25 protein-coding genes are annotated in these 18,358 nt (G+C 62.4%); 21 read left to right on the forward strand and 4 right to left on the reverse strand.

Annotated features, from left to right (window positions below; translation table 11 throughout):
- The first annotated feature begins 11 nt into the window (after nucleotides 1-11).
- The 17 genes from rplR (at nucleotide 12) to NE547_RS13740 (ending at nucleotide 9,680) form a co-directional block, all read left to right on the forward strand.
- Complete coding sequence (rplR, locus tag NE547_RS13660; RefSeq protein ID WP_186907541.1) at nucleotides 12-371, forward strand: 50S ribosomal protein L18; 360 nt, start codon at nucleotides 12-14, stop codon at nucleotides 369-371.
- Nucleotides 372-389: 18 nt separating this feature from the next.
- Nucleotides 390-890, forward strand: a complete 501-nt coding sequence (gene rpsE / locus NE547_RS13665; RefSeq protein WP_186907542.1) for a 30S ribosomal protein S5 — start codon at nucleotides 390-392, stop codon at nucleotides 888-890.
- 14 nt (nucleotides 891-904) lie between these two features.
- A complete protein-coding gene (gene rpmD / locus NE547_RS13670; protein WP_186907543.1) occupies nucleotides 905-1,087 on the forward strand; it encodes a 50S ribosomal protein L30 in 183 nt (60 codons plus the stop codon).
- Nucleotides 1,088-1,100: 13 nt separating this feature from the next.
- Nucleotides 1,101-1,541, forward strand: a complete 441-nt coding sequence (gene rplO / locus NE547_RS13675; protein ID WP_186907544.1) for a 50S ribosomal protein L15 — start codon at nucleotides 1,101-1,103, stop codon at nucleotides 1,539-1,541.
- Nucleotides 1,542-2,873, forward strand: a complete 1,332-nt coding sequence (gene secY / locus NE547_RS13680; RefSeq protein ID WP_186907545.1) for a preprotein translocase subunit SecY — start codon at nucleotides 1,542-1,544, stop codon at nucleotides 2,871-2,873.
- Between the two features lie 18 nt (nucleotides 2,874-2,891).
- Entirely contained in the window at nucleotides 2,892-3,524 is a 633-nt protein-coding gene (locus NE547_RS13685) for an adenylate kinase (protein WP_186907546.1), read from the forward strand.
- An 8-nt stretch (nucleotides 3,525-3,532) separates the two neighbouring features.
- Nucleotides 3,533-4,285, forward strand: a complete 753-nt coding sequence (gene map / locus NE547_RS13690) for a type I methionyl aminopeptidase (RefSeq protein ID WP_186907579.1) — start codon at nucleotides 3,533-3,535, stop codon at nucleotides 4,283-4,285.
- 2 nt (nucleotides 4,286-4,287) lie between these two features.
- The gene (locus NE547_RS13695; RefSeq protein WP_186907547.1) at nucleotides 4,288-4,563 is read left to right on the forward strand and encodes a KOW domain-containing RNA-binding protein; all 276 of its coding nucleotides are present in this window, start codon (nucleotides 4,288-4,290) and stop codon (nucleotides 4,561-4,563) included.
- 4 nt (nucleotides 4,564-4,567) lie between these two features.
- Nucleotides 4,568-4,786: a translation initiation factor IF-1 gene (gene infA / locus NE547_RS13700; protein WP_009258089.1), complete on the forward strand. Its 219-nt coding sequence runs from the start codon at nucleotides 4,568-4,570 to the stop codon at nucleotides 4,784-4,786.
- A gap of 99 nt (nucleotides 4,787-4,885) precedes the next feature.
- Nucleotides 4,886-4,999 (forward strand): 50S ribosomal protein L36, encoded by a 114-nt coding sequence (rpmJ, locus tag NE547_RS13705; RefSeq protein ID WP_006573428.1) that lies wholly within the window; start codon nucleotides 4,886-4,888, stop codon nucleotides 4,997-4,999.
- 20 nt (nucleotides 5,000-5,019) lie between these two features.
- Nucleotides 5,020-5,388 (forward strand): 30S ribosomal protein S13, encoded by a 369-nt coding sequence (rpsM, locus tag NE547_RS13710; protein ID WP_186907548.1) that lies wholly within the window; start codon nucleotides 5,020-5,022, stop codon nucleotides 5,386-5,388.
- Between the two features lie 15 nt (nucleotides 5,389-5,403).
- Nucleotides 5,404-5,808, forward strand: a complete 405-nt coding sequence (gene rpsK, locus NE547_RS13715; protein WP_130869677.1) for a 30S ribosomal protein S11 — start codon at nucleotides 5,404-5,406, stop codon at nucleotides 5,806-5,808.
- 24 nt (nucleotides 5,809-5,832) lie between these two features.
- Nucleotides 5,833-6,438 carry a 30S ribosomal protein S4 gene (rpsD, locus tag NE547_RS13720; protein WP_186907549.1) on the forward strand — a complete coding sequence of 202 codons (606 nt, stop codon included), beginning with the start codon at nucleotides 5,833-5,835 and terminating at the stop codon, nucleotides 6,436-6,438.
- A gap of 82 nt (nucleotides 6,439-6,520) precedes the next feature.
- Nucleotides 6,521-7,471 (forward strand): DNA-directed RNA polymerase subunit alpha, encoded by a 951-nt coding sequence (locus NE547_RS13725; RefSeq protein WP_186907550.1) that lies wholly within the window; start codon nucleotides 6,521-6,523, stop codon nucleotides 7,469-7,471.
- Between the two features lie 137 nt (nucleotides 7,472-7,608).
- Complete coding sequence (gene rplQ, locus NE547_RS13730) at nucleotides 7,609-7,950, forward strand: 50S ribosomal protein L17 (protein ID WP_186907551.1); 342 nt, start codon at nucleotides 7,609-7,611, stop codon at nucleotides 7,948-7,950.
- Nucleotides 7,951-8,269: 319 nt separating this feature from the next.
- Nucleotides 8,270-9,541 (forward strand): HlyC/CorC family transporter, encoded by a 1,272-nt coding sequence (locus NE547_RS13735; RefSeq protein WP_186907552.1) that lies wholly within the window; start codon nucleotides 8,270-8,272, stop codon nucleotides 9,539-9,541.
- Nucleotides 9,534-9,680 carry a hypothetical protein gene (locus NE547_RS13740; RefSeq protein WP_186907553.1) on the forward strand — a complete coding sequence of 49 codons (147 nt, stop codon included), beginning with the start codon at nucleotides 9,534-9,536 and terminating at the stop codon, nucleotides 9,678-9,680. The genes NE547_RS13735 and NE547_RS13740 overlap by 8 nt, the downstream gene beginning before the upstream one ends.
- Before the next feature lie 154 nt (nucleotides 9,681-9,834).
- On the opposite strand, the gene NE547_RS13745 is transcribed toward NE547_RS13740, so the two are convergent.
- From NE547_RS13745 to NE547_RS13760, 4 genes are all read right to left on the reverse strand, one after another.
- The gene (locus tag NE547_RS13745) at nucleotides 9,835-10,323 is read right to left on the reverse strand and encodes a hypothetical protein (protein WP_256176187.1); all 489 of its coding nucleotides are present in this window, start codon (nucleotides 10,321-10,323) and stop codon (nucleotides 9,835-9,837) included.
- A 12-nt stretch (nucleotides 10,324-10,335) separates the two neighbouring features.
- Nucleotides 10,336-11,310 (reverse strand): lysine exporter LysO family protein, encoded by a 975-nt coding sequence (locus tag NE547_RS13750; RefSeq protein ID WP_256176188.1) that lies wholly within the window; start codon nucleotides 11,308-11,310, stop codon nucleotides 10,336-10,338.
- Nucleotides 11,311-11,467: 157 nt separating this feature from the next.
- Entirely contained in the window at nucleotides 11,468-13,264 is a 1,797-nt protein-coding gene (thrS, locus tag NE547_RS13755) for a threonine--tRNA ligase (protein WP_186907556.1), read from the reverse strand.
- 342 nt (nucleotides 13,265-13,606) lie between these two features.
- On the reverse strand, nucleotides 13,607-13,867 hold the full coding sequence (locus tag NE547_RS13760; protein WP_186907557.1) for a hypothetical protein: 261 nt from the start codon (nucleotides 13,865-13,867) through the stop codon (nucleotides 13,607-13,609).
- Nucleotides 13,868-14,010: 143 nt separating this feature from the next.
- Between NE547_RS13760 and NE547_RS13765 the strand changes: the two genes are divergently transcribed.
- The 4 genes from NE547_RS13765 (at nucleotide 14,011) to NE547_RS13785 (ending at nucleotide 18,307) form a co-directional block, all read left to right on the forward strand.
- Nucleotides 14,011-14,340 (forward strand): helix-turn-helix domain-containing protein, encoded by a 330-nt coding sequence (locus NE547_RS13765; RefSeq protein ID WP_186907558.1) that lies wholly within the window; start codon nucleotides 14,011-14,013, stop codon nucleotides 14,338-14,340.
- A gap of 679 nt (nucleotides 14,341-15,019) precedes the next feature.
- A complete protein-coding gene (locus NE547_RS13775) occupies nucleotides 15,020-16,936 on the forward strand; it encodes an NAD(+) synthase (protein ID WP_186907559.1) in 1,917 nt (638 codons plus the stop codon).
- Nucleotides 16,937-17,138: 202 nt separating this feature from the next.
- Nucleotides 17,139-17,735, forward strand: a complete 597-nt coding sequence (locus NE547_RS13780; protein WP_256176189.1) for a chromate transporter — start codon at nucleotides 17,139-17,141, stop codon at nucleotides 17,733-17,735.
- Nucleotides 17,732-18,307, forward strand: a complete 576-nt coding sequence (locus NE547_RS13785) for a chromate transporter (RefSeq protein WP_186907561.1) — start codon at nucleotides 17,732-17,734, stop codon at nucleotides 18,305-18,307. The genes NE547_RS13780 and NE547_RS13785 overlap by 4 nt, the downstream gene beginning before the upstream one ends.
- Nucleotides 18,308-18,358 lie beyond the last annotated feature (51 nt).

Raw genomic sequence — 18,358 nt, forward strand, 5'->3', positions numbered from 1 at the left:
GGTGTGCCACTATGATTAAGAGACCCGATACCAACGCACAGCGTCTGCACCGTCACAAGAGAGTCCGCGGGAAGATCTCCGGCACGCCCGAGAGACCCCGTCTGAACGTGTTCCGCAGCAACACCAACATCTATGCCCAGATCATCGACGATGTGACCGGCAAGACGCTGGCGTCTGCTTCCTCCCTGGAGAAGGGCTTCGAGGGCAAGGGCTCCGACTGCGAGGCCGCCAAGAAGGTGGGCCAGGCGGTCGCCGAGCGCGCTAAGGCCGCCGGCATCGAGACCGTCGTGTTCGACCGCGGCGGCTACGTGTACCACGGCCGCGTACAGGCCCTGGCCGAGGGCGCCCGTGAGGGCGGCCTGCAGTTCTAAGGGAGGAGGAAAAGAGAAATGGCTCGATTTGAAAGAGAACCCAGCGAGTTCACCGAGAAGCTCGTCTCTCTGAACCGCGTTTCCAAGACCGTCAAGGGCGGCCGCGTGATGAAGTTCGCCGCTCTGATGGTGGTGGGCGACGAGAAGGGCCGCGTGGGCTTCGGCACCGGCAAGGCCGCCGAGGTGCCCGAGGCCATCCGCAAGGGCATCGAGGACGCCAAGAAGAACATGTGCACCATTACCCGTTCCGGCACCACCATCCCCCACGAGGTCATCGGTGAGTTCGGCGCCGGCCGCGTGCTGCTCAAGCCCGCCGCCCCCGGTACCGGCATCATCGCCGGCGGCCCGGTGCGCGCCGTCATGGAGGCCGCCGGCATCCGTGATATCCGCGCCAAGTGCCTGCGCTCCAACAATCCGCAGAACGTGGTCTCCGCCACCTTCGAGGGACTCAAGTCCCTGCGTGGCCCCGAGGAGATCGCCCGTACCCGCGGCAAGAGCGTGGAAGAGATCACAGGTTAAGGAGGGCCGTCAAAATGGCTAATTTGAACATCAAGCTGGTCAAGAGCCTGAACGGCCGCATCGCCAAGCATAAGGCGACCGCCGAGGCCCTGGGGCTGCGCAAGATCGGCGACACCACCGTCCAGCCCGACAACGAGGCGACCCGCGGCAAGATCAGCCACATCGGCTATCTGCTCCAGGTCACCGAGGAAAAGTGAGGAGGTGCGCGAAATGAATCTGCATGAACTTTCTCCCGCGCCCGGTTCCAACCCCAAGGCCTACCGCAAGGGCCGGGGCCACGGTTCCGGAAACGGCAAAACGGCCGGCCGCGGACACAAGGGCCAGTGGGCCCGTTCCGGCGGCGGCGTCCGCACCGGGTTTGAGGGCGGCCAGATGCCTCTGGTCCGCCGCATCCCGAAGCGCGGCTTCAACAATATCTTTGCAAAGCCTCTGGAGGCAATCAACGTCTCCGCCCTCGAGAAGTTCGAGGACGGCGCTACGGTCAACGTCTGCGACCTGCTGGAAAAGGGAATCCTCTCCAAGTGCGAGTACGGCTACAAGGTGCTGGGCAACGGCAACCTGACCAAGAAGCTGACGGTCCGTGCCTCCGCGTTCTCCGCCTCCGCCAAGGAGAAGATTGTTGCGGCAGGTGGAAAGTACGAGGTGGTCTAAGTGATCGAGACCATCCGCAACGCATGGAAGATCCCTGAGTTGCGCAAGAAGATCCTGTTCACCGTCTTCGCGCTGCTCATCTTCCGGCTGGGCTCCGTGGTGCCCGTGCCGTTTATCAACAGCGACCTGCTGGGCTCCACCCTGAATAGTATGGGCGGTATCTTCGCGCTGCTGGGCGCCATGAACGGCACCGCTTTCTCCATGGCGGCCGTCTTCGCCCTGGGCGTGCAGCCCTATATCAACAGCTCCATCATCATCCAGCTGCTCACCGTCGCCATCCCTGCTCTGGAGCGTCTCCAGAAGGACGGCGGCGAGGAGGGCCGGAAGAAGATCGCGGCCATCACCCGCTATACCACCGTGGCCATCGCGCTGATCCAGGGCTTCGGCTACTACACCCTCATCCGCACCACCAACTCCGGTGCTCTGCTGGATACCGGGTCCATCCCCGGCGTTTGGGCCGCCATCGTCATCGTGCTCTGCTTCACCGCAGGTTCCGCCTTTGTCATGTGGCTGGGCGAGCAGATCACCGAGTTCGGCATCGGCAACGGCATCTCCATCATCCTGTTCGCCGGTATCCTCTCCCGGGTGCCCAGCATGATCCTCACCCTGTACACCGGAATCAGCAACAATATCAATGGTGTCACTGGGGATAACGTGTTCAACCTGCCCTGGTGGGGCGCCATCCTGATCGTCATCGGCATGCTGGCCATTGTGGTGCTCATCGTGTTCATCACCAACGCCGAGCGCCGCATCCCCGTCCAGTACGCCAAGCGTGTGGTGGGCCGGAAGATGTACGGCGGTCAGTCCAGCCACATCCCCATGAAGGTGAACATGTCCGGCGTCATGCCCATCATCTTTGCCCAGGCCATCGCCTCCCTGCCGGCCACCATCGGCGCGTTCGTGCCGTCGGCCCAGGTGGAGGGCTCCGGCTGGAACACCTTCCTGAAGATCTTTGATACCGGCAGCATCTTCTATATCGTGGTGTACTTCCTGCTGATTCTGGGCTTCAGCTACTTCTACGCGACCATGCAGTTCAATCCCGTGGAGGTGGCCAATAATCTGAAGAAGAACGGCGGCTTCATCCCCGGCTTCCGTCCCGGCAAGCCTACCGCCGACTTCATCCACAAGGTGCTCAATAAGATCACCCTGTTCGGCGCCATCTATCTGGCCATCATCGCCATCGCGCCCATCATCACCGGCAATATCATCGGCGTCAGCAGCCTGGCCATCGGCGGCACCTCCATCATCATCGTGGTGGGCGTCGCGCTGGAGACCACCAAGGCCATGGAGGCCCAGATGCTCATGCGGCACTACAAGGGTTTCCTGGAGTAATGGAAGAAGGGGAAGGGTATGAAGATCATCCTGTTGGGCGCCCCTGGCGCCGGCAAGGGTACCCAGGCTGAGATCATCAGCCGGAAATTGGGCATCCCCACCATCTCGACCGGTAACATCCTGCGTGCCGCCGTGAAGAACGGCACCCCCGTGGGCAGGAAGGCCAAGGCCTTCATGGATGCGGGCAAACTGGTTCCTGACGACGTGATCCTGGGCATTGTGGAAGAGCGCCTGGCCCAGAGCGACTGCCAGAACGGCTATATCCTGGATGGAGTGCCCCGCACGATCGCTCAGGCCGAATTCCTGGAGAAGGACGGAGTCAAGTTCGACGTCGTGCTCTCCATTGAGATCTCCGACGGGGAGATCGTCAAGCGTATGGGCGGCCGCCGGGCCTGCCACGACTGCGGCGCCACGTACCACGTGGTCTCCGCGCCGCCCAAGGCGCAGGGCAAGTGCGACAAATGCGGCGGCGAGCTGCTGCTGCGCGACGACGACAAGCCCGAGACCGTCCAGCACCGCCTGGAGGTCTACCATGCGGAGACCGAACCCCTCAAGGACTTCTATGCCCAGCGGGGCATCCTCAAGCCGGTGGAGAACCAGCCCACCATCGAGGAGACCAACGTGCTGGTCATGAAGGCGTTGGAAGCGTGAGGATGGAAATGATCTCCCTGAAATCCCCGCGCGAGATCGAGCGGATGCGCCGGGCCGGGCGGCTGACCGCCCAGGCCCGGGCCCTGGCCGGCTCCATGGTGCGCCCCGGCGTATCCACCCTGGAGATCGACGCCGCCGTGCGAAAGTTCATCGAGGGACACGGCGCCAGGCCGTCTTTCCTCAATTACAACGGGTTTCCCGGCTCTGCCTGCATTTCCGTCAACGACGTGGTCATCCACGGCATCCCGGACCACCGGAAGCTGGAGGAGGGCGACATCGTCAGTGTGGACGTAGGCGCCTGCCTGGACGGTTTCCATGGCGACTGCGCGGCCACCTTCCCCTGCGGGCAGGTCAGCGATGAGGCCCTGCGTCTCATCCAGGTCACCGAGCAGAGCTTTTGGGAGGGCGTCCGGCTGGCCCGCTCCGGAAACCGGGTGTTCGACATCTCGCATGCTGTGCAGCAGTATGTAGAGCAAAACGGCTGCTCGGTGGTGCGGGACTTTGTGGGTCACGGCGTAGGTGCCAAGCTCCATGAACCCCCCGAGGTCCCCAATTTTGGCCCCGCAGGCCACGGCCCCCGGCTCCAGCCGGGGATGACCCTGGCGGTGGAGCCCATGGTGTGTGCCGGGGACTGGCGGGTCAAGGTGCTCAAGGACGGCTGGACCACGGTCACAGCGGACGGGAGCCTGGCCGCCCACTATGAGAACACCATTCTCATCACCGACGGGGAGCCGGAAGTGCTTACCGTCACAGGAGCGTGAGCATGGCGTACGAAAAGGCCCAGATCGTCCGTTCCCTGGCCGGGCACGACAAGGGGGATGTGTTCTGTATCTTGGATACAGAGGGCCCCTATCTGCTCCTGGCCGACGGGAAACGGCGGAAAACAGCCGCTCCCAAGCGCAAAAAGGCCGTCCATGTGGCTTGCGCGGGAGAATTTCACCACCCGGCCCTGGAGCGTATCCGGGCAGGAGAGGAAGCAGTTGACAGCGAGATCCGGAGGGCGCTGGCCGCTTTCCGAGCCGAGTCTAGGAGGGTATGACGCTTTGGCAAAAGACGACATGATCGAAGTGGAGGGCGTCGTGACCGAGTCCCTTCCCAACACCACGTTCCATGTGGACATCGGAAACGGCCATATCATTCTGGCGCACATCTCCGGCAAGCTGCGGATGAACTTTATCCGCATCCTGCCCGGTGACAAGGTGACGGTCCAGATGTCCCCCTACGATGTCACAAGAGGCCGGATCACCTGGAGAAGCAAGTGACCGGTCAACGGATCCAAAAGACCATCAACGACCGTCGCGGGATCGCGGGGCCTTGCCTCCGCCGCGGCGGGGCCATCAGGCTTACAGGAGGTTTGTAACATGAAAGTGAGACCGTCCGTGAAGCCCATGTGCGAGAAGTGCAAGATCATCAAGCGCAAGGGCAAGGTCATGGTAATTTGCGAAAACCCCAAGCATAAACAAAGACAAGGTTAACAGGAGGTGCTTGAAAGAGTATGGCACGTATTGCAGGCATTGACCTGCCGAAGGATAAGCGGGTCGAAATCGGCCTGACCTATATCTACGGCATTGGGCGCACCAGCGCCAATAAGATCCTGGCTGAGGCCGGCATCAACCCCGACACCCGCGTGAAGGACCTGACCGAGGCCGACGAGGCCAAGCTGCGTGAGATCATCGGCCACAGCTATACTGTGGAGGGCGACCTCCGCCGCGACGTGGCGATGGACATCAAGCGCCTGACCGAGATCGGCTGCTACCGTGGTATGCGCCACCGCAGGGGTCTGCCGGTGCGCGGACAGCGCAGCAAGACCAACGCGCGCACCCGTAAGGGGCCCAAGCGCACCGTCGCCAATAAGAAGAAGTAAGGGAGGGAGAAACACATGGCTACCGCTGCTACCAAGGGTAAGAAGGTTATCCGCAAGCGCCGTGAGCGCAAGAACGTTGAAAAGGGCCAGGTGCATATCCGCTCCTCCTTCAACAACACCATGGTCACTGTGACCGATATGGGCGGCAACGCCCTGTCCTGGGCCTCCTCCGGCGGCCTGGGCTTCCGCGGCTCCCGCAAGTCCACCCCCTTCGCCGCGCAGACCGCCGCCGAGACCGCCGCCAAGGCGGCCATGGAGCACGGCCTGAAGACCGTTGAGGTCTACGTGAAGGGGCCCGGCGCCGGCCGCGAGGCCGCCATCCGCGCGCTGCAGGCCGTGGGCCTGGAGGTCACCCTCATCAAGGACGTGACCCCCATCCCCCACAACGGCTGCCGTCCGCCCAAGCGCCGCCGCGTGTAATCTGAGAAGGAGGAAGAGCAAACTATGGCTAAGAATATGCAGCCCATTGTGAAGCGCTGCCGCGCTCTGGGCATTTCTCCCGCCGTCCTGGGTTACACCGAAAACAGCAAGCGGGAATCCATCCGCAACCCCGGCGCCCAGCGCCGCGGCAAGAAGAGCGAGTATGCCATGCAGCTGGCCGAGAAGCAGAAGGTCAAGTTCGTCTATGGCATGCTGGAGAAACAGTTCCACGCGTATTACCTGAAGGCCGCCCGTTCCAGCGGCAACACCGGTGAGGAGCTGCTGTCCATGCTGGAGCGCCGCCTGGATAACGTGGTGTTCCGTCTGGGCTTTGCCAACACCCGCCGTGAGGCCCGCCAGCTGGTCAACCACGGTCACTTTACCATCAACGGCAAGCGTGTGGATATTCCCTCCTACCTGGTCAAGCCCGGTGAGGTCATCGCTGTCTGCGAGAAGAGCCGGTCCACCAACCGCTTTAAGATGCTCAACGAGGGCAGCGCCGTGCACTCCACGCCCAAGTGGATCGAGAAGGCCGGCACCTTCGAGGGTAAGATCATTGCCAAGCCGGTGCGCGACGACATTGACTTCGACGTGGCCGAGCACCTGATCGTCGAGCTGTACTCCAAATAAATAAGAGCGTACCCTCGATTATTGGTGAGCTGTATAGGACGGCGGGCGCCTTGGCCCGCCGCCGCGAAAAGGAGGGTAACACATGGTAGAAATCGAGAAGCCCCGCATCGAATGTGTGGAGAACCCCGGCGATGGCTCCTACGGCAAGTACGTGGTCGAGCCTCTGGAGCGTGGCTACGGCACCACCCTGGGCAACTCCCTGCGCCGCATCCTGCTCTCGTCCCTGCCCGGCACGGCGGTTACGTCCATCAAGATCGCCGGCGTGCAGCATGAGTTTTCCACCATCCCCGGTGTGAAGGAGGACGTGACGGAGATCGTGCTCAACGTGAAGAGCATCATCGCCAAGCTTTACTCCGAGGGCGTGAAGACGGTCTATATCGAGGCCAGCGGGGAAGGCGAGGTCACTGCGGGCGACATCAAGGCCGACGGCGAAGTGGAGATCCTGAATCCGGAGCTGCACATCGCCACCCTGGGCCCTGACGCCAGCCTGAATATGGAACTGACCCTGTCCCACGGCCGCGGCTATGTGCCCGCCGACCGGAACAAGCCCGCCCAGACCATCATCGGGGTCATCCCGGTAGACTCGATCTACACGCCGGTGCGGAAGGTCAATTACACGGTGGAGAACACGCGTGTCAAGGACCTGACGGACTTCGACAAGCTGACCCTGGAGGTATGGACCAACGGTACCATCACCGCCCGGGACGCGGTGAGCCTCGGCGCCCGCATCCTCTGCGACCACTTTGTCCTCTTCACCGATCTCTCCGAGACCATGGGCAATAAGTCCACGGTGGTGGAGAAGGCGGAGGCTCAGCGGGATAAGGTGCTGGAGCTGACCATCGAGGAGCTGGACCTGTCGGTCCGTTCCTTCAACTGCCTCAAGCGTGCCAACATCAACACGGTGGAGGATCTGATCTCCAAGACCGAGGACGAGATGATGAAGGTGCGCAACCTGGGCCGCAAGAGCCTGGAAGAGGTCATCAACAAGCTGGCCATGATGGGCCTGCACCTGGCGGACGACGAGAACAACTAAAGAAGAGGCGGGCGGTCCGGGGGCATGTAACGTCCCCTCCCGGATCCACTGTACTCCCGCTTCGGGGGGAGACCCCTCAGGACGAATTTAAGCTGGAGTCCGCCGGGGAGGCGAGGCTCCGATAGGAGTGGAATCACATGTCCGGATATCGGAAGCTGGGCAAGACCAGCGATCAGCGCCGCGCCATGCTGCGCGCCATGACCACCTACCTGCTGGAGAACGGTCAGATCAAGACCACCGTCTCCCGTGCCAAGGAAGTTGCCCCTATGGCGGAGAAGATGATTACCCTGGCCAAGAAGGCCAACCTGGCCAATTACCGCCAGGCCCTGTCCTACCTGACCAAGGAGGACGTGGCCAAGAAGCTGTTCGATGAGATCGGCCCCAAGTATGCCGATCGTAACGGCGGCTATACCCGTGTGGTCCGCATTGGGCCCCGCCGGGGCGACGCGGCCGAGATGGCCATCGTTCAGCTGGTGTAAGGAGCGTTCCAAGGGCGCTTGCCCTTTGGATGGAACAAGCGGGGTCCGGCGCTGCCGGGCCCCGCTTGTTTACGCCTTGGGACGCAGGAGAGACGTCGGGCCGGAGAACGCACCGGGAATGGCTTGCATTTACAGGCGGGGTGTGGTATACTGCTACACAATCCATCATAAGGAGACGGTGAGCCCGCGTGGACGAACCTCCGCCGTGTCAGAACTACATAGCGTCCAATTGCATGGACAGCCATATCCATAAAAAGGGATAGGGCTGTCTTTTCCTGCGCAAAATTTGAAATAGAAATCGGAGTTGATGAGTTCCTCTATGGACAGTGCCAGTATCACTATGATTGCCGCTCTTGTATTTTTGGTGGTGATGTCAGCCTATTTCTCCGCCACAGAGACCGCCTTTTCCTCGCTCAACCGCGTCCGCATGAAAAGCAAGGCGGACGGAGGAAACCAGCGGGCCGCCCTGGCGCTCGAGCTGGAGGAGGATTATGACCGGCTGCTCTCCACCATCCTGATCGGCAACAACATCGTAAACATCACTGCTACCACGGTTTCCACGGTGCTCTTTACCAAGCTGCTGCCGGTATACGGCCCCACGGTGTCCACCGTGGTGCTGACCGTGATCATCCTGATCTTCGGCGAAATTTCTCCGAAGAGCCTGGCCAAGGAGAATGCGGAGGACTTCGCCATGTTCTCCGCCCCCATTCTCCGGGTGTTTATCGCCCTGCTGCGGCCGGTGAATTTCCTCTTCACCCAGTGGAAGCGTCTGCTGACGAAGCTGCTGCGCAAAAAGGCGGAAGACGGCATCACGGAGGAAGAGCTCATCACCATGGTGGATCAGGCCGAGGACGAGGGCGGGCTGGACCAGCATGAGAGCCAGCTCATCCGCGCTGCCATTGAGTTCAACGACCTGGAGGTGGAGGAGATCCTGACCCCCCGGGTGGACGTGGTGGCCGTGGAGGATACCGATTCCATGGATGAGATCGCCAGGACGTTCGCGGAGAATGGGTATTCCCGTCTGCCGGTGTATCACGAGGATATCGACGACATCGTGGGCGTCATCCATGAAAAAGACTTCCATGCCGCGCGCTACCATGGCCGGGAGGACGTGCAGGGAATCATCAGCCCGGTGCTCTATACCACGGGGAACACCAAGATCTCACATCTGCTGCGTATCCTCCAGCGGGAAAAGGCCCATATGGTCATCGTGGTGGACGAATACGGCGGGACCGAGGGCCTGGTGACCCTGGAGGACATCGTGGAGGAACTGGTGGGAGAGATCTGGGATGAACACGACGAGGTGATCGAGGAATTCAAAAAGCAGGCGGACGGCAGCTACCTCATCTCCTGCAGCGCGGATCTGACCGACCTGTTCGACCTCTTTTCCATCTCGGACGAGTGCGACGCCAACACCGTCTCCGGCTGGGTCATGGAGCAGGTAGGCCGGGTGCCCGAGGCGGGCGACCATTTCGTGGCCGACGGTCTGGATGTGACCGTCACCAAAGTGGATCACCGGCGGGTGCTGGAAATCAAGGTTGTGGTGCTTCCCGGGGAAGGCGCCTTTGAGCAGGAGAAAAAGCGTGACTGATCAGGCGCTCCGCCAGGCGGAGGGGGCGCTGTTCCTGCTGGGGGGCGGGACGGACCACCCGCCCCGCCACAGCGGGGAGCTCGATTTCCCGGATGCCCTTCTGGAGAAGGCCTGCGCCCTCTTCCAGACGCTGACTTGAAACAAAGCGCCCTCCGGCTCAATTGAACCGAACCAGTAAAAACGGACAATAGACAAAACGCCCCCTAATGTAGGAAAATGAAAGTACTACTGAACCACCCCAGATTGTGCTGTCCGCACAATCTGGGGCGGTTCATATGCCGCAGGGCGCTTTGTTATAGCAGGGAGGAACGGGTGCGCTCCCAATAGGCTGCCATGCTCTGCCCGGGCTGCCCAGTGACCTCATCGGCGAGGTAGGCGCGCAGCGGCTCCGGCGGCATCCAGGCCCGGGCGGCCTGCACATCGGAAAACTCCACTTCCGCATAAAAGAAACCGCTTTCGCGATCCCGGTCGACCTGATTGACCTCCAGGGTCAGGCCGCCGGGGAGGGGGTAGCGCCGCTGCTCCTTGCAGATCATAGGGTGCTCCAGCATGCCCTGAAGGCGGCGGTAACGCTCTGCATCCAGCTCCAGCTCGATCTCCTCCCGGCACAGGCCGCCCCTGCCCTTGAAGCAGAGCACATAACGCGTACCGCCCCCTGAGAAGGCCTCCGCGCGGATCCGGATCGCGGGGCGGGTGGAAAAATAGCCCTGCTCCATCGTCAGAACAGCGGCGGGCGTCCCGGAGGGCCAGCTCCGCACCCGCCAGCGGCGTTCGATCTCCATGGCGCTCCCCCCTTAAAAGGGCAGCGCCACGATGGCGGGCACCAGCAGGGGTACCGCCAGGGAGAGCACAACGCCGGAGGTAAAGGAGTAAATGGCGATGCGCTCATGAGTGGCGCCCACGACCACGGGCAGCACCGTGTCCATGGCCGCCGCGCCGGGGAGCGCGGCGCATTCCACATAGCCTAAGTACTTGGCCACAAAGGGGATGGCAATGATGGAGAAGATCTCGCGCATGACGTTGGACAGGAAGGCCACGGCGGAGACCGACAGGGAATAGGGAGCCAGCAGGGTGGGCGCCAGGGAATACCACCCGAACCCGGCGGAGGCCGCCATGGCGTCCTTTATCCCAAGGGGAAGGAAGAGCCCGGCCAGGGCGGCGCAGCCCAGCGTGCCCGCCGCCACAGCCACCGGAACCAGCAGCACCTTGAGACCGGCGGCTTTGATATCGGCCAGCATGGTGCCCTGCCGGCCCATATCCATGCCGACCAGAAAGAGCAGCAGGTACAGGCCGAAGTCGATGACCCTGCCGCAGTAGGCCACCATACGGTCCGGGATCACGAAGTAACCCGCCAGCATGCCCAAGGCCACGGCCAGGACGATCCATTTGGTCAGGGAGTTGTCCGCTTTTCCGCCGGAGCCTTCGGTTTCTTCCGCCTCCTGCGCACTGCCCTGGGGCAGGCCGTAACGGTCCAGATGGAACACAAAGCGCCGCAGCAGGTACAGGCACAGAAGGGAGCCTGCCATCGCCAGCACGGTGATGAGCAGGGCGGCCAGACCGATCTGTCCCAGGGAGGAGATGACCTCGTCGTTGGCGCCCAGCTTCACGCCCAGAGAGACGATCAGGATCATCAGCGCCAGGAATTGCAGCTTGCCCAGCCAGGGCATGGGACGGCTGCGGACGGCCCTGCGGGAGCCGATGACCGCGCCGACCGCCACCAGACCGATATAGATCGCCAGATTCAGAAGGGTGCCAAGCGTGGTGCCCATGTCATTCATCCTTTTTCCATTGAAATTGAAGAGCCGGGCGGTGGGGTCCACCGCCCGGCTCTTGTATTTTAGCAGGTTCCACGGAGAAAGTCCACCCCGGCGAAGCGGTTGTGCATCAGATCCTGCAGACGCAGCGCATGAGCCGAGCGGGAGGACATCACTTGATGCACTTGCGCTCCACTTCGTCCTGGAGCAGGGCGAGAAAGTCGGATTGGCTCATGGCGCCCAGATCCTCACCGGAGCGGTGCCGGACCGAGACGGTCTGATGCTCCATGTCCCGGTCGCCCACCACCAGCATATAGGGGACCTTCTCCAGGGTGGCCTCGCGGATCTTTTTGCCGATCTTCTCGTTGCGGTAGTCCGCCGTTGCGCGGAGACCCTCGCCCTCCAAGCGGCGGGCTACCTCGGCGGCGTAATCGCAGGCGCGGTCGGTGACCGGCAGGACACGGACCTGCTCGGGGGCCATCCAGGCGGGCAGAGCGCCGGCGTACTCCTCGATCAGATAGGCCAGGGTGCGTTCGTAGCAGCCCAGGCTGGTGCGGTGAATGATATAAGGGGTCTTCTTTTGGCCGTCGGCGTCGGTGTACTCCATGCCGAACTGCTTGGCCAGAAGCATGTCGATCTGGATGGTGACCAGGGTGTCCTCCTTACCGTAGACATTCCGGTACTGGATGTCCAGCTTGGGACCGTAGAAGGCGGCCTCGTCGATACCGATGGTGTACGTCACGTCCAGATCGTCCAGGATTTTCGCCATGGTGGCCTGGGCCAGCTCCCACTGCTCGGCGGTGCCCTCGTACTTGTTGTTGGGGTTAGCAGGGTCCCACTGGGAGAAGCGGAAGGTACACTTGTCCAGCAGGCCCACGGTGCCCAGGCAGTACTTGGCCAGGTCCAGACAGCCCTTGAACTCCTCTTCCAGCTGCTCAGGGCGGAGGACCAGATGGCCCTCGGAAATGGTGAACTGACGCACACGGATCAGGCCGTGCATCTCGCCCGAGTCCTCGTTACGGAAAAGGGTAGAGGTCTCCCCCAGGCGCATGGGAAGGTCGCGGTAGGAGCGGGCGCGGTTCAGGTAGACCTGGTACTGGAAGGGACAGGTCATGGGGCGCAGGGCAAAGCACTCGCGGGTCTCGTCATGGGGGTCGCCCAGGACGAACATGCCGTCCAGATAGTGATCCCAGTGACCGGAGATCTTATAGAGATCGCTCTTGGCCATCAAAGGGGTCTTGGTCAGCAGGTAGCCCCGCTTCTGCTCCTCGTCCTCCACCCAGCGCTGCAGGACCTGGATGACCCGGGCACCCTTCGGCAGCATGACGGGCAGACCCTGGCCGATCACGTCCACAGTGGTGAAGTACTCCAACTCACGGCCCAGCTTGTTGTGGTCCCGTTTCAAAGCCTCTTCCCGCTTGGCCACCCAGGCGTCCAGCTCGTCCTTCTTGGGGAAGGCGATGCCGTAGATGCGCTGAAGTTGTTTGCGGCTGGAGTCGCCCCGCCAGTAGGCGGCGTTGCAGGCGGTGAGCTTGATGCCGTTGCCCTTTACGCGGCCGGTGGAGTCCAGGTGGGGCCCGGCGCACAGGTCGGTGAAATCGCCCTGCCTGTAGAAGGAGATGACCGCGTCCTCAGGCAGGTCGCGGATCAGCTCCACCTTGTAGGGCTCGTCCTTCTCCTCCATAAAGGCCAGCGCGTCCGCCCGGGGCAGCTCGAAGCGCTCCAGCTTCAGTTTTTCCTTGCAGATCTTGCGCATTTCAGCCTCCAGCTCCTCCAGCTGGGACTCGGAAAAGGGTTCGGGGGTATCAAAATCGTAGTAGAAACCATTGTCGATGGCCGGGCCGATGGCCAGCTTCACATCAGGGTGCAGGCGCTTCATGGCCTGGGCCAGAATGTGAGAGCAGGTGTGCCAGTAGGTCTTGCGGTAGGTTTCATGTTCAAAAGTATACTGGTTGTTTTCTTCTGCCATAATAATTCCTCCTCGTATTGGGGCACAGGCAAATAAAAATGCTTCACCCCTGACCTCAGGGGTGAAGCATTCCAATACTCCACGGTTCCACCCTGCTTGCGGCTGAAGACAGCCGCCGCTTCGTTGCCGCTGTAACGGGCGCACCCGGCCCATTTACTTGGCGCAGAGCCTGCGTTCGGGCAGGCGCCGGGCCGTTCATGGGCGGCTCAGGGGTGGTTAAACGCTGTCCGTGTCCCGGAAACGCTTTCAGCCTTGGCGCTTCCTCTCTGGCGGGCGGAACAGGGTCTTGTCCCCATCACAGCCTTGCTTGCGCAGTTACTATATCACCCGCCGGGCCGGTTGTCAAGAGGGGGAGGGCGCGGCGGCGGCAATCGCGTCCAGCAAGGAGCGGCGGCAGGCGGAGGCGTCCGCCCCCGGCGCACGCAGGCCGGACAGATAGGTCAGCGCTTCCTGCCACATGGCCGCGGAGAAGTCGCCGGCCGGAGTCCGCACAAGCGCGTCTTGGAGCGCCGGAGCCAGCAACGGGTCGCGCAGATCGGACAGGCAGGCGACGCCCGTCAGCACGGCCAGATGATCCAACAGATCGCAGGATGGGGCGTGCATAGTAAAACTCCTCGAATTTAGAGATATAAGTGTATAATCGTATTAAAAAGCGCATAAAATACCATGTCAAGTGTAAAAAACACTCTTGGATTATTCTTTGAACCGTAAGAGACTACTAAAATAAGAAAAAAGAGGTGATAAGGATGGGCTTGGATTATCAGCAGATCGGACAGCGGATCGCGGTCCGGCGCAGGGCGCTGGGGCTGCGGCAGACACAGGTATGCGAGCGGTGCGATATCAACAGCAATTACCTTTCCAATATCGAGCGGGCCAGGTCCATCCCCAGCCTGGAGGTCTTCATGCGCATCTGCGCGGCGCTGGATGCCACGCCGGACGAATTTTTAGTGGGGACCGCCCGCAGCGAGGAGAACGAAACCTGGAGGGATGTATCCGAACTGCTGCGGGGACTGGACGGAAAGCGGCTGGAACTGGCGAAAAACTTTCTCTGCTGGCTGCGGGAGCAGGAGCTGTAGGGGAGAGGCCGGCAAGCCCCGCCGCAGGCCCGATATTTACAGTTTATTCACAAAGAAGACACGAATTGGCCTTATTTACAAGGTATGATACAGACAGATTCAGAAATGAATCACAAAGACCATCCTCCCAAACCAATTCCTCTCTTATCCCTCTCCAACACCTTTGCAAAAACACAACACACACCCGAAAAGCCCCGGCCGGAAGGCCGGGGCTTTTCGGTGCCGTCAGGGGAAGTTCCCGAAAAAAATACCGGCCCCTATCTGGACGGGCGCTACGGTATCCTGGACTATCTGCTCCGGCAGAAGCAGCGCGGGCGCATCCGGGCACCTGGGGTTTTCCGCCCACGGCAGTTATGCGGCGATGGAGCGTTTTTTGGACGCCTATGGGCAGCGCATGGAGTTCGGACAGATACAGCTTATGGTCCTTTCAGGACGCCAAAGCGAAGGGGGAACTGCTCCGGCAGCGCCAGATCCCCATCTGGATGATGGAGCCCCTGCGGGGCGGGCGGCTGGCTGCCCTGTCCCAGGAGGAAGACGGCGCGCCTCTGCGGGGGTTGCGGAGCGGCACGGGTGCGGCGGGAACGTTTTTCAAGGGGGGAGGCGTTGCAATCCGCGGCGTTTTGGGGTATCATAGTCCTGTTGCAAAAGCTGGGATCCGTTCAATAAGGAGGCGCTGACGATGCGCGATGGATTTATTAAGGTGGCGGCAGGTACGCCCAAAATTCGGGTAGCCGACTGCCGTTTTAACGCCGAGCAGGTCTTTACCCTGATGCGGGAGGCCGCCCGGCAGGGGGTGCGGGTGCTGGCGCTGCCCGAGCTGTGCCTGACGGGGTATACCTGCGCCGATCTGTTCCTGCAGGACACCCTGCTGCGGGGTGCGGAGGAGGGGCTGGCCACCGTTCTGGAGGCCACCAAAAACCTGGATATGGTCACAGCCCTGGGCCTGCCGGTGCGGCACCAGGGCAAGCTCTATAACTGCGCCGCGGTGATCCACCGGGGCGAGATCCTGGCAGTCGTCCCCAAGACGCACCTGCCCAACTACGGAGAGTTCTACGAAAGACGCTGGTTTGAGCCCGGCGGGCCCTCGGACCGGCTGTTTTCCCTCTGCGGTCAGGAGGTCTTTTTCGGCGCCGATGTGATCTTCCCCTGTGAAAGCATGCCGGGGCTTGTCCTGGGGGTGGAGATCTGCGAGGACCTGTGGGCGCCTGAGCCGCCCTCCCAGGCACTGGCGCGGGCGGGCGCCACCCTGCTGCTGAACCTGTCCGCCAGCGACGAGACGGTGGGAAAGGACGCCTACCGGCGTTCCCTGGTGACCGGGCAGTCCGCCCGGCTGGTGTGCGGCTATGTCTATGCCGACGCGGGGGAGGGCGAGTCCTCCACCGACCTGGTCTTCGCCGGGCATGATCTGATCGCGGAAAACGGCGCGCTGCTGAACGAGCGGCGCTTTACCACCGGCCTGACGGTCAGCGAGATCGACGTGGATAAGCTCTGCTGCGAGCGGCGGCGGATGACCACGTTCCCCGGCGCGGGGGAGGGGAGGTTCGTGTCCGTCGGGTTTGCGCTGGAGCCTGCCACCACAACGCTGACCCGTTATATCTCCCCCACGCCGTTTCTCCCGGAGGACGCCCGTGACCGGGCCGGCCGCTGCGGCGAGATCCTGCGCATCGCCGCACTGGGGCTGAAGCAGCGGCTGGAGCACACCGGGGCCAAGACCGCCGTGGTGGGACTCTCCGGCGGGCTGGACAGCACCCTGGCGGTCCTGATCACCGGGATCGCCATGGGGCTGCTGGAGCGTCCGGCCAGCGATATCATCGCCGTCACCATGCCCTGTTTCGGTACCACCGACCGCACCCGGGACAACGCCGTGGAGCTGGCTCAGCGCCTGGGGGCTACCCTGCGGCGCATCGACATCGGCTCTTCCGTGAAGAGCCACTTCCGGGATATTGGCCAGTCCATGGAGGATCACGACGTGACCTTTGAGAACGGCCAGGCCCGGGAGCGCACCCAGGTGCTCATGGACATCGCCAACCAGACCGGCGGCATCGTGGTGGGTACCGGAGACCTCAGCGAACTGGCCCTGGGCTGGGCCACTTATAACGGCGACCACATGAGCATGTACGGGGTAAACGCCTCCATTCCCAAGACGCTGGTGCGCCACCTGGTGGCTTTCGTGGCCGGGGACAAGGCCGCCGAGGATGAGGCGCTCTCCCATGTGCTGGAGGATATCCTGGACACCCCCGTCTCCCCGGAGCTGCTGCCCGCCATCGAGGGCAGGATCAGCCAGAAGACTGAGGACCTGGTGGGCCCCTACGAGCTGCATGATTTCTTCCTCTATTACGCCGTGCGCTGGGCCTTCCCGCCCCGCAAGGTGCTGCGCCTGGCGGAGCATGCCTTTGGCCGCTGCTATGACCGGGCCACGATCCTCAAGTGGCTCAAGACCTTTTACCGGCGCTTTTTTGCCCAGCAGTTCAAGCGTTCCTGCCTGCCCGACGGCCCCAAGGTGGGGTCCGTAACGCTGAGCCCCCGGGGCGATTGGCGGATGCCCAGCGATGCGGCGGCCGCGCTGTGGTTGGACGCCCTGGAGGAGCTGGCCTGATGAACCTCCATCCGGACTTGTTCCTCACCTTTGCCGGGGTGGGCGTGTGTATCCCCGGTGCGCACCGTGCGCACCGGGGGACCCCGACAGGAGATTTTGCGTCAGGCGGAAGTGAATTCCGCCTGACTTCGCGGCCGGCGCCGCGCCCCGCTGTGCGGGGCCCCCGTACACACCCGGGGAGCGGGAGAGGAGATGAGGTAAAATGAATCTCTATCTGGACTTGTTCCTCACCTTTGCCAGGGTGGGCGTGTGTACGTTTGGCGGCGGCTACGCCATGCTGCCCATACTCCAGCGGGAGATCGTGGAGAAAAAAGAATGGGCCACCGAGGCGGAGCTTACCGACTACTTTGCCATCGGTCAGTGTACGCCCGGCGTGATCGCCGTCAATACCGCCACGTTTGTGGGGCAGAAGCAGAAAAGCATCCCCGGCGGTATCGTGGCGACCCTGGGACTGGTGTTCCCCTCCATCGTGATCATTTTGGTGATCGCGGCTTTTTTGCAGAGCTTCGCCGACCTGCCTGTGGTGATCCATGCCTTTGCGGGAGTACGGGCCTGCGTATGTGCGCTGATCCTTTCCAGCGTGCTCAAGCTGCGGAAGAGCTCCCTGGTGGACGGGCCTACCGCCGTTATCTTTGCAGTGGTTCTGGTGCTGGCGGTCATCGGGAATTTCATCGCCTTCGACGGGAATACGCCCTTGGGCGCGCTGCTCAACTTCCTGCTCTCCCCGGTGGTCCTGGTCGTGGCCGCCGGTGTGGCCGGACTGTGCATCCGGGGGGCGAAGGGGGCGCTGAACGCATGATCTATCTGCGCCTGTTTTACGAGTTTTTCAAGGTGGGCCTCTTTTCCGTCGGGGGCGGTCTGGCCACCATCCCCTTCCTCAGTGATATCGGCAGCCGCACCGGCTGGTTTACCCCCGGCGATCTGGCCAACATGATCGCCATTTCCGAGTCCACACCCGGTCCCCTGGGGGTGAATATGGCCACTTATGTGGGCTTTCACGTGGGCGGCGTGCCCGGCGGTGTGATCGCTACGCTGGGACTGGTCTGCCCCGCGATCGCTATCATCGCCCTCATCGCAGGCTTCCTGAAAAAATTCCGGGAAAGCCGCGCAGTGGACGCGGTCTTTTACGGACTGAGGCCCGCGTCCACCGCCCTCATCGCCGCCGCGCTGATCCAGGTGTGCTCCATCGCGCTCATGTTCCACCCGGCGACCGGCCCGGAGCAGGGTGCGTCCGCTCAGGGGTTCTACTGGCCCGCCATCCTCCTGGCGGCGGCGGTGTTTCTCTGCCTGCAGCTCAAGCCGCTGAAGAAACTCCATCCCATTGTATTCATCGCCCTGTCCGCTGCGGCGGGTATCGTGTTTCAGATGTAACTGCGCACGGCGCGAAAAGAAGGGCCCGGACAAGTCGTCCGGGCCCTTCTT

It is taken from the genome of Flavonifractor sp. DFI.6.63 (assembly GCF_024462255.1).
GTDB classification, from domain to species: domain Bacteria; phylum Bacillota; class Clostridia; order Oscillospirales; family Oscillospiraceae; genus Lawsonibacter_A; species Lawsonibacter_A hominis.

Coding starts and splice junctions, on each gene's coding strand:
- rplR (WP_186907541.1), top strand. CDS start 12: ATGATTAAGAGACCCGATACCAACGCACAGCGTCTGCACCGTCACAAG.
- rpsE (WP_186907542.1), top strand. CDS start 390: ATGGCTCGATTTGAAAGAGAACCCAGCGAGTTCACCGAGAAGCTCGTC.
- rpmD (WP_186907543.1), top strand. CDS start 905: ATGGCTAATTTGAACATCAAGCTGGTCAAGAGCCTGAACGGCCGCATC.
- rplO (WP_186907544.1), top strand. CDS start 1,101: ATGAATCTGCATGAACTTTCTCCCGCGCCCGGTTCCAACCCCAAGGCC.
- NE547_RS13685 (WP_186907546.1), top strand. CDS start 2,892: ATGAAGATCATCCTGTTGGGCGCCCCTGGCGCCGGCAAGGGTACCCAG.
- map (WP_186907579.1), top strand. CDS start 3,533: ATGATCTCCCTGAAATCCCCGCGCGAGATCGAGCGGATGCGCCGGGCC.
- NE547_RS13695 (WP_186907547.1), top strand. CDS start 4,288: ATGGCGTACGAAAAGGCCCAGATCGTCCGTTCCCTGGCCGGGCACGAC.
- rpmJ (WP_006573428.1), top strand. CDS start 4,886: ATGAAAGTGAGACCGTCCGTGAAGCCCATGTGCGAGAAGTGCAAGATC.
- rpsM (WP_186907548.1), top strand. CDS start 5,020: ATGGCACGTATTGCAGGCATTGACCTGCCGAAGGATAAGCGGGTCGAA.
- rpsK (WP_130869677.1), top strand. CDS start 5,404: ATGGCTACCGCTGCTACCAAGGGTAAGAAGGTTATCCGCAAGCGCCGT.
- rpsD (WP_186907549.1), top strand. CDS start 5,833: ATGGCTAAGAATATGCAGCCCATTGTGAAGCGCTGCCGCGCTCTGGGC.
- NE547_RS13725 (WP_186907550.1), top strand. CDS start 6,521: ATGGTAGAAATCGAGAAGCCCCGCATCGAATGTGTGGAGAACCCCGGC.
- rplQ (WP_186907551.1), top strand. CDS start 7,609: ATGTCCGGATATCGGAAGCTGGGCAAGACCAGCGATCAGCGCCGCGCC.
- NE547_RS13735 (WP_186907552.1), top strand. CDS start 8,270: ATGGACAGTGCCAGTATCACTATGATTGCCGCTCTTGTATTTTTGGTG.
- NE547_RS13745 (WP_256176187.1), bottom strand. CDS start 10,323: ATGGAGATCGAACGCCGCTGGCGGGTGCGGAGCTGGCCCTCCGGGACG.
- NE547_RS13750 (WP_256176188.1), bottom strand. CDS start 11,310: ATGGGCACCACGCTTGGCACCCTTCTGAATCTGGCGATCTATATCGGT.
- thrS (WP_186907556.1), bottom strand. CDS start 13,264: ATGGCAGAAGAAAACAACCAGTATACTTTTGAACATGAAACCTACCGC.
- NE547_RS13760 (WP_186907557.1), bottom strand. CDS start 13,867: ATGCACGCCCCATCCTGCGATCTGTTGGATCATCTGGCCGTGCTGACG.
- NE547_RS13765 (WP_186907558.1), top strand. CDS start 14,011: ATGGGCTTGGATTATCAGCAGATCGGACAGCGGATCGCGGTCCGGCGC.
- NE547_RS13775 (WP_186907559.1), top strand. CDS start 15,020: ATGCGCGATGGATTTATTAAGGTGGCGGCAGGTACGCCCAAAATTCGG.
- NE547_RS13780 (WP_256176189.1), top strand. CDS start 17,139: ATGAATCTCTATCTGGACTTGTTCCTCACCTTTGCCAGGGTGGGCGTG.
- NE547_RS13785 (WP_186907561.1), top strand. CDS start 17,732: ATGATCTATCTGCGCCTGTTTTACGAGTTTTTCAAGGTGGGCCTCTTT.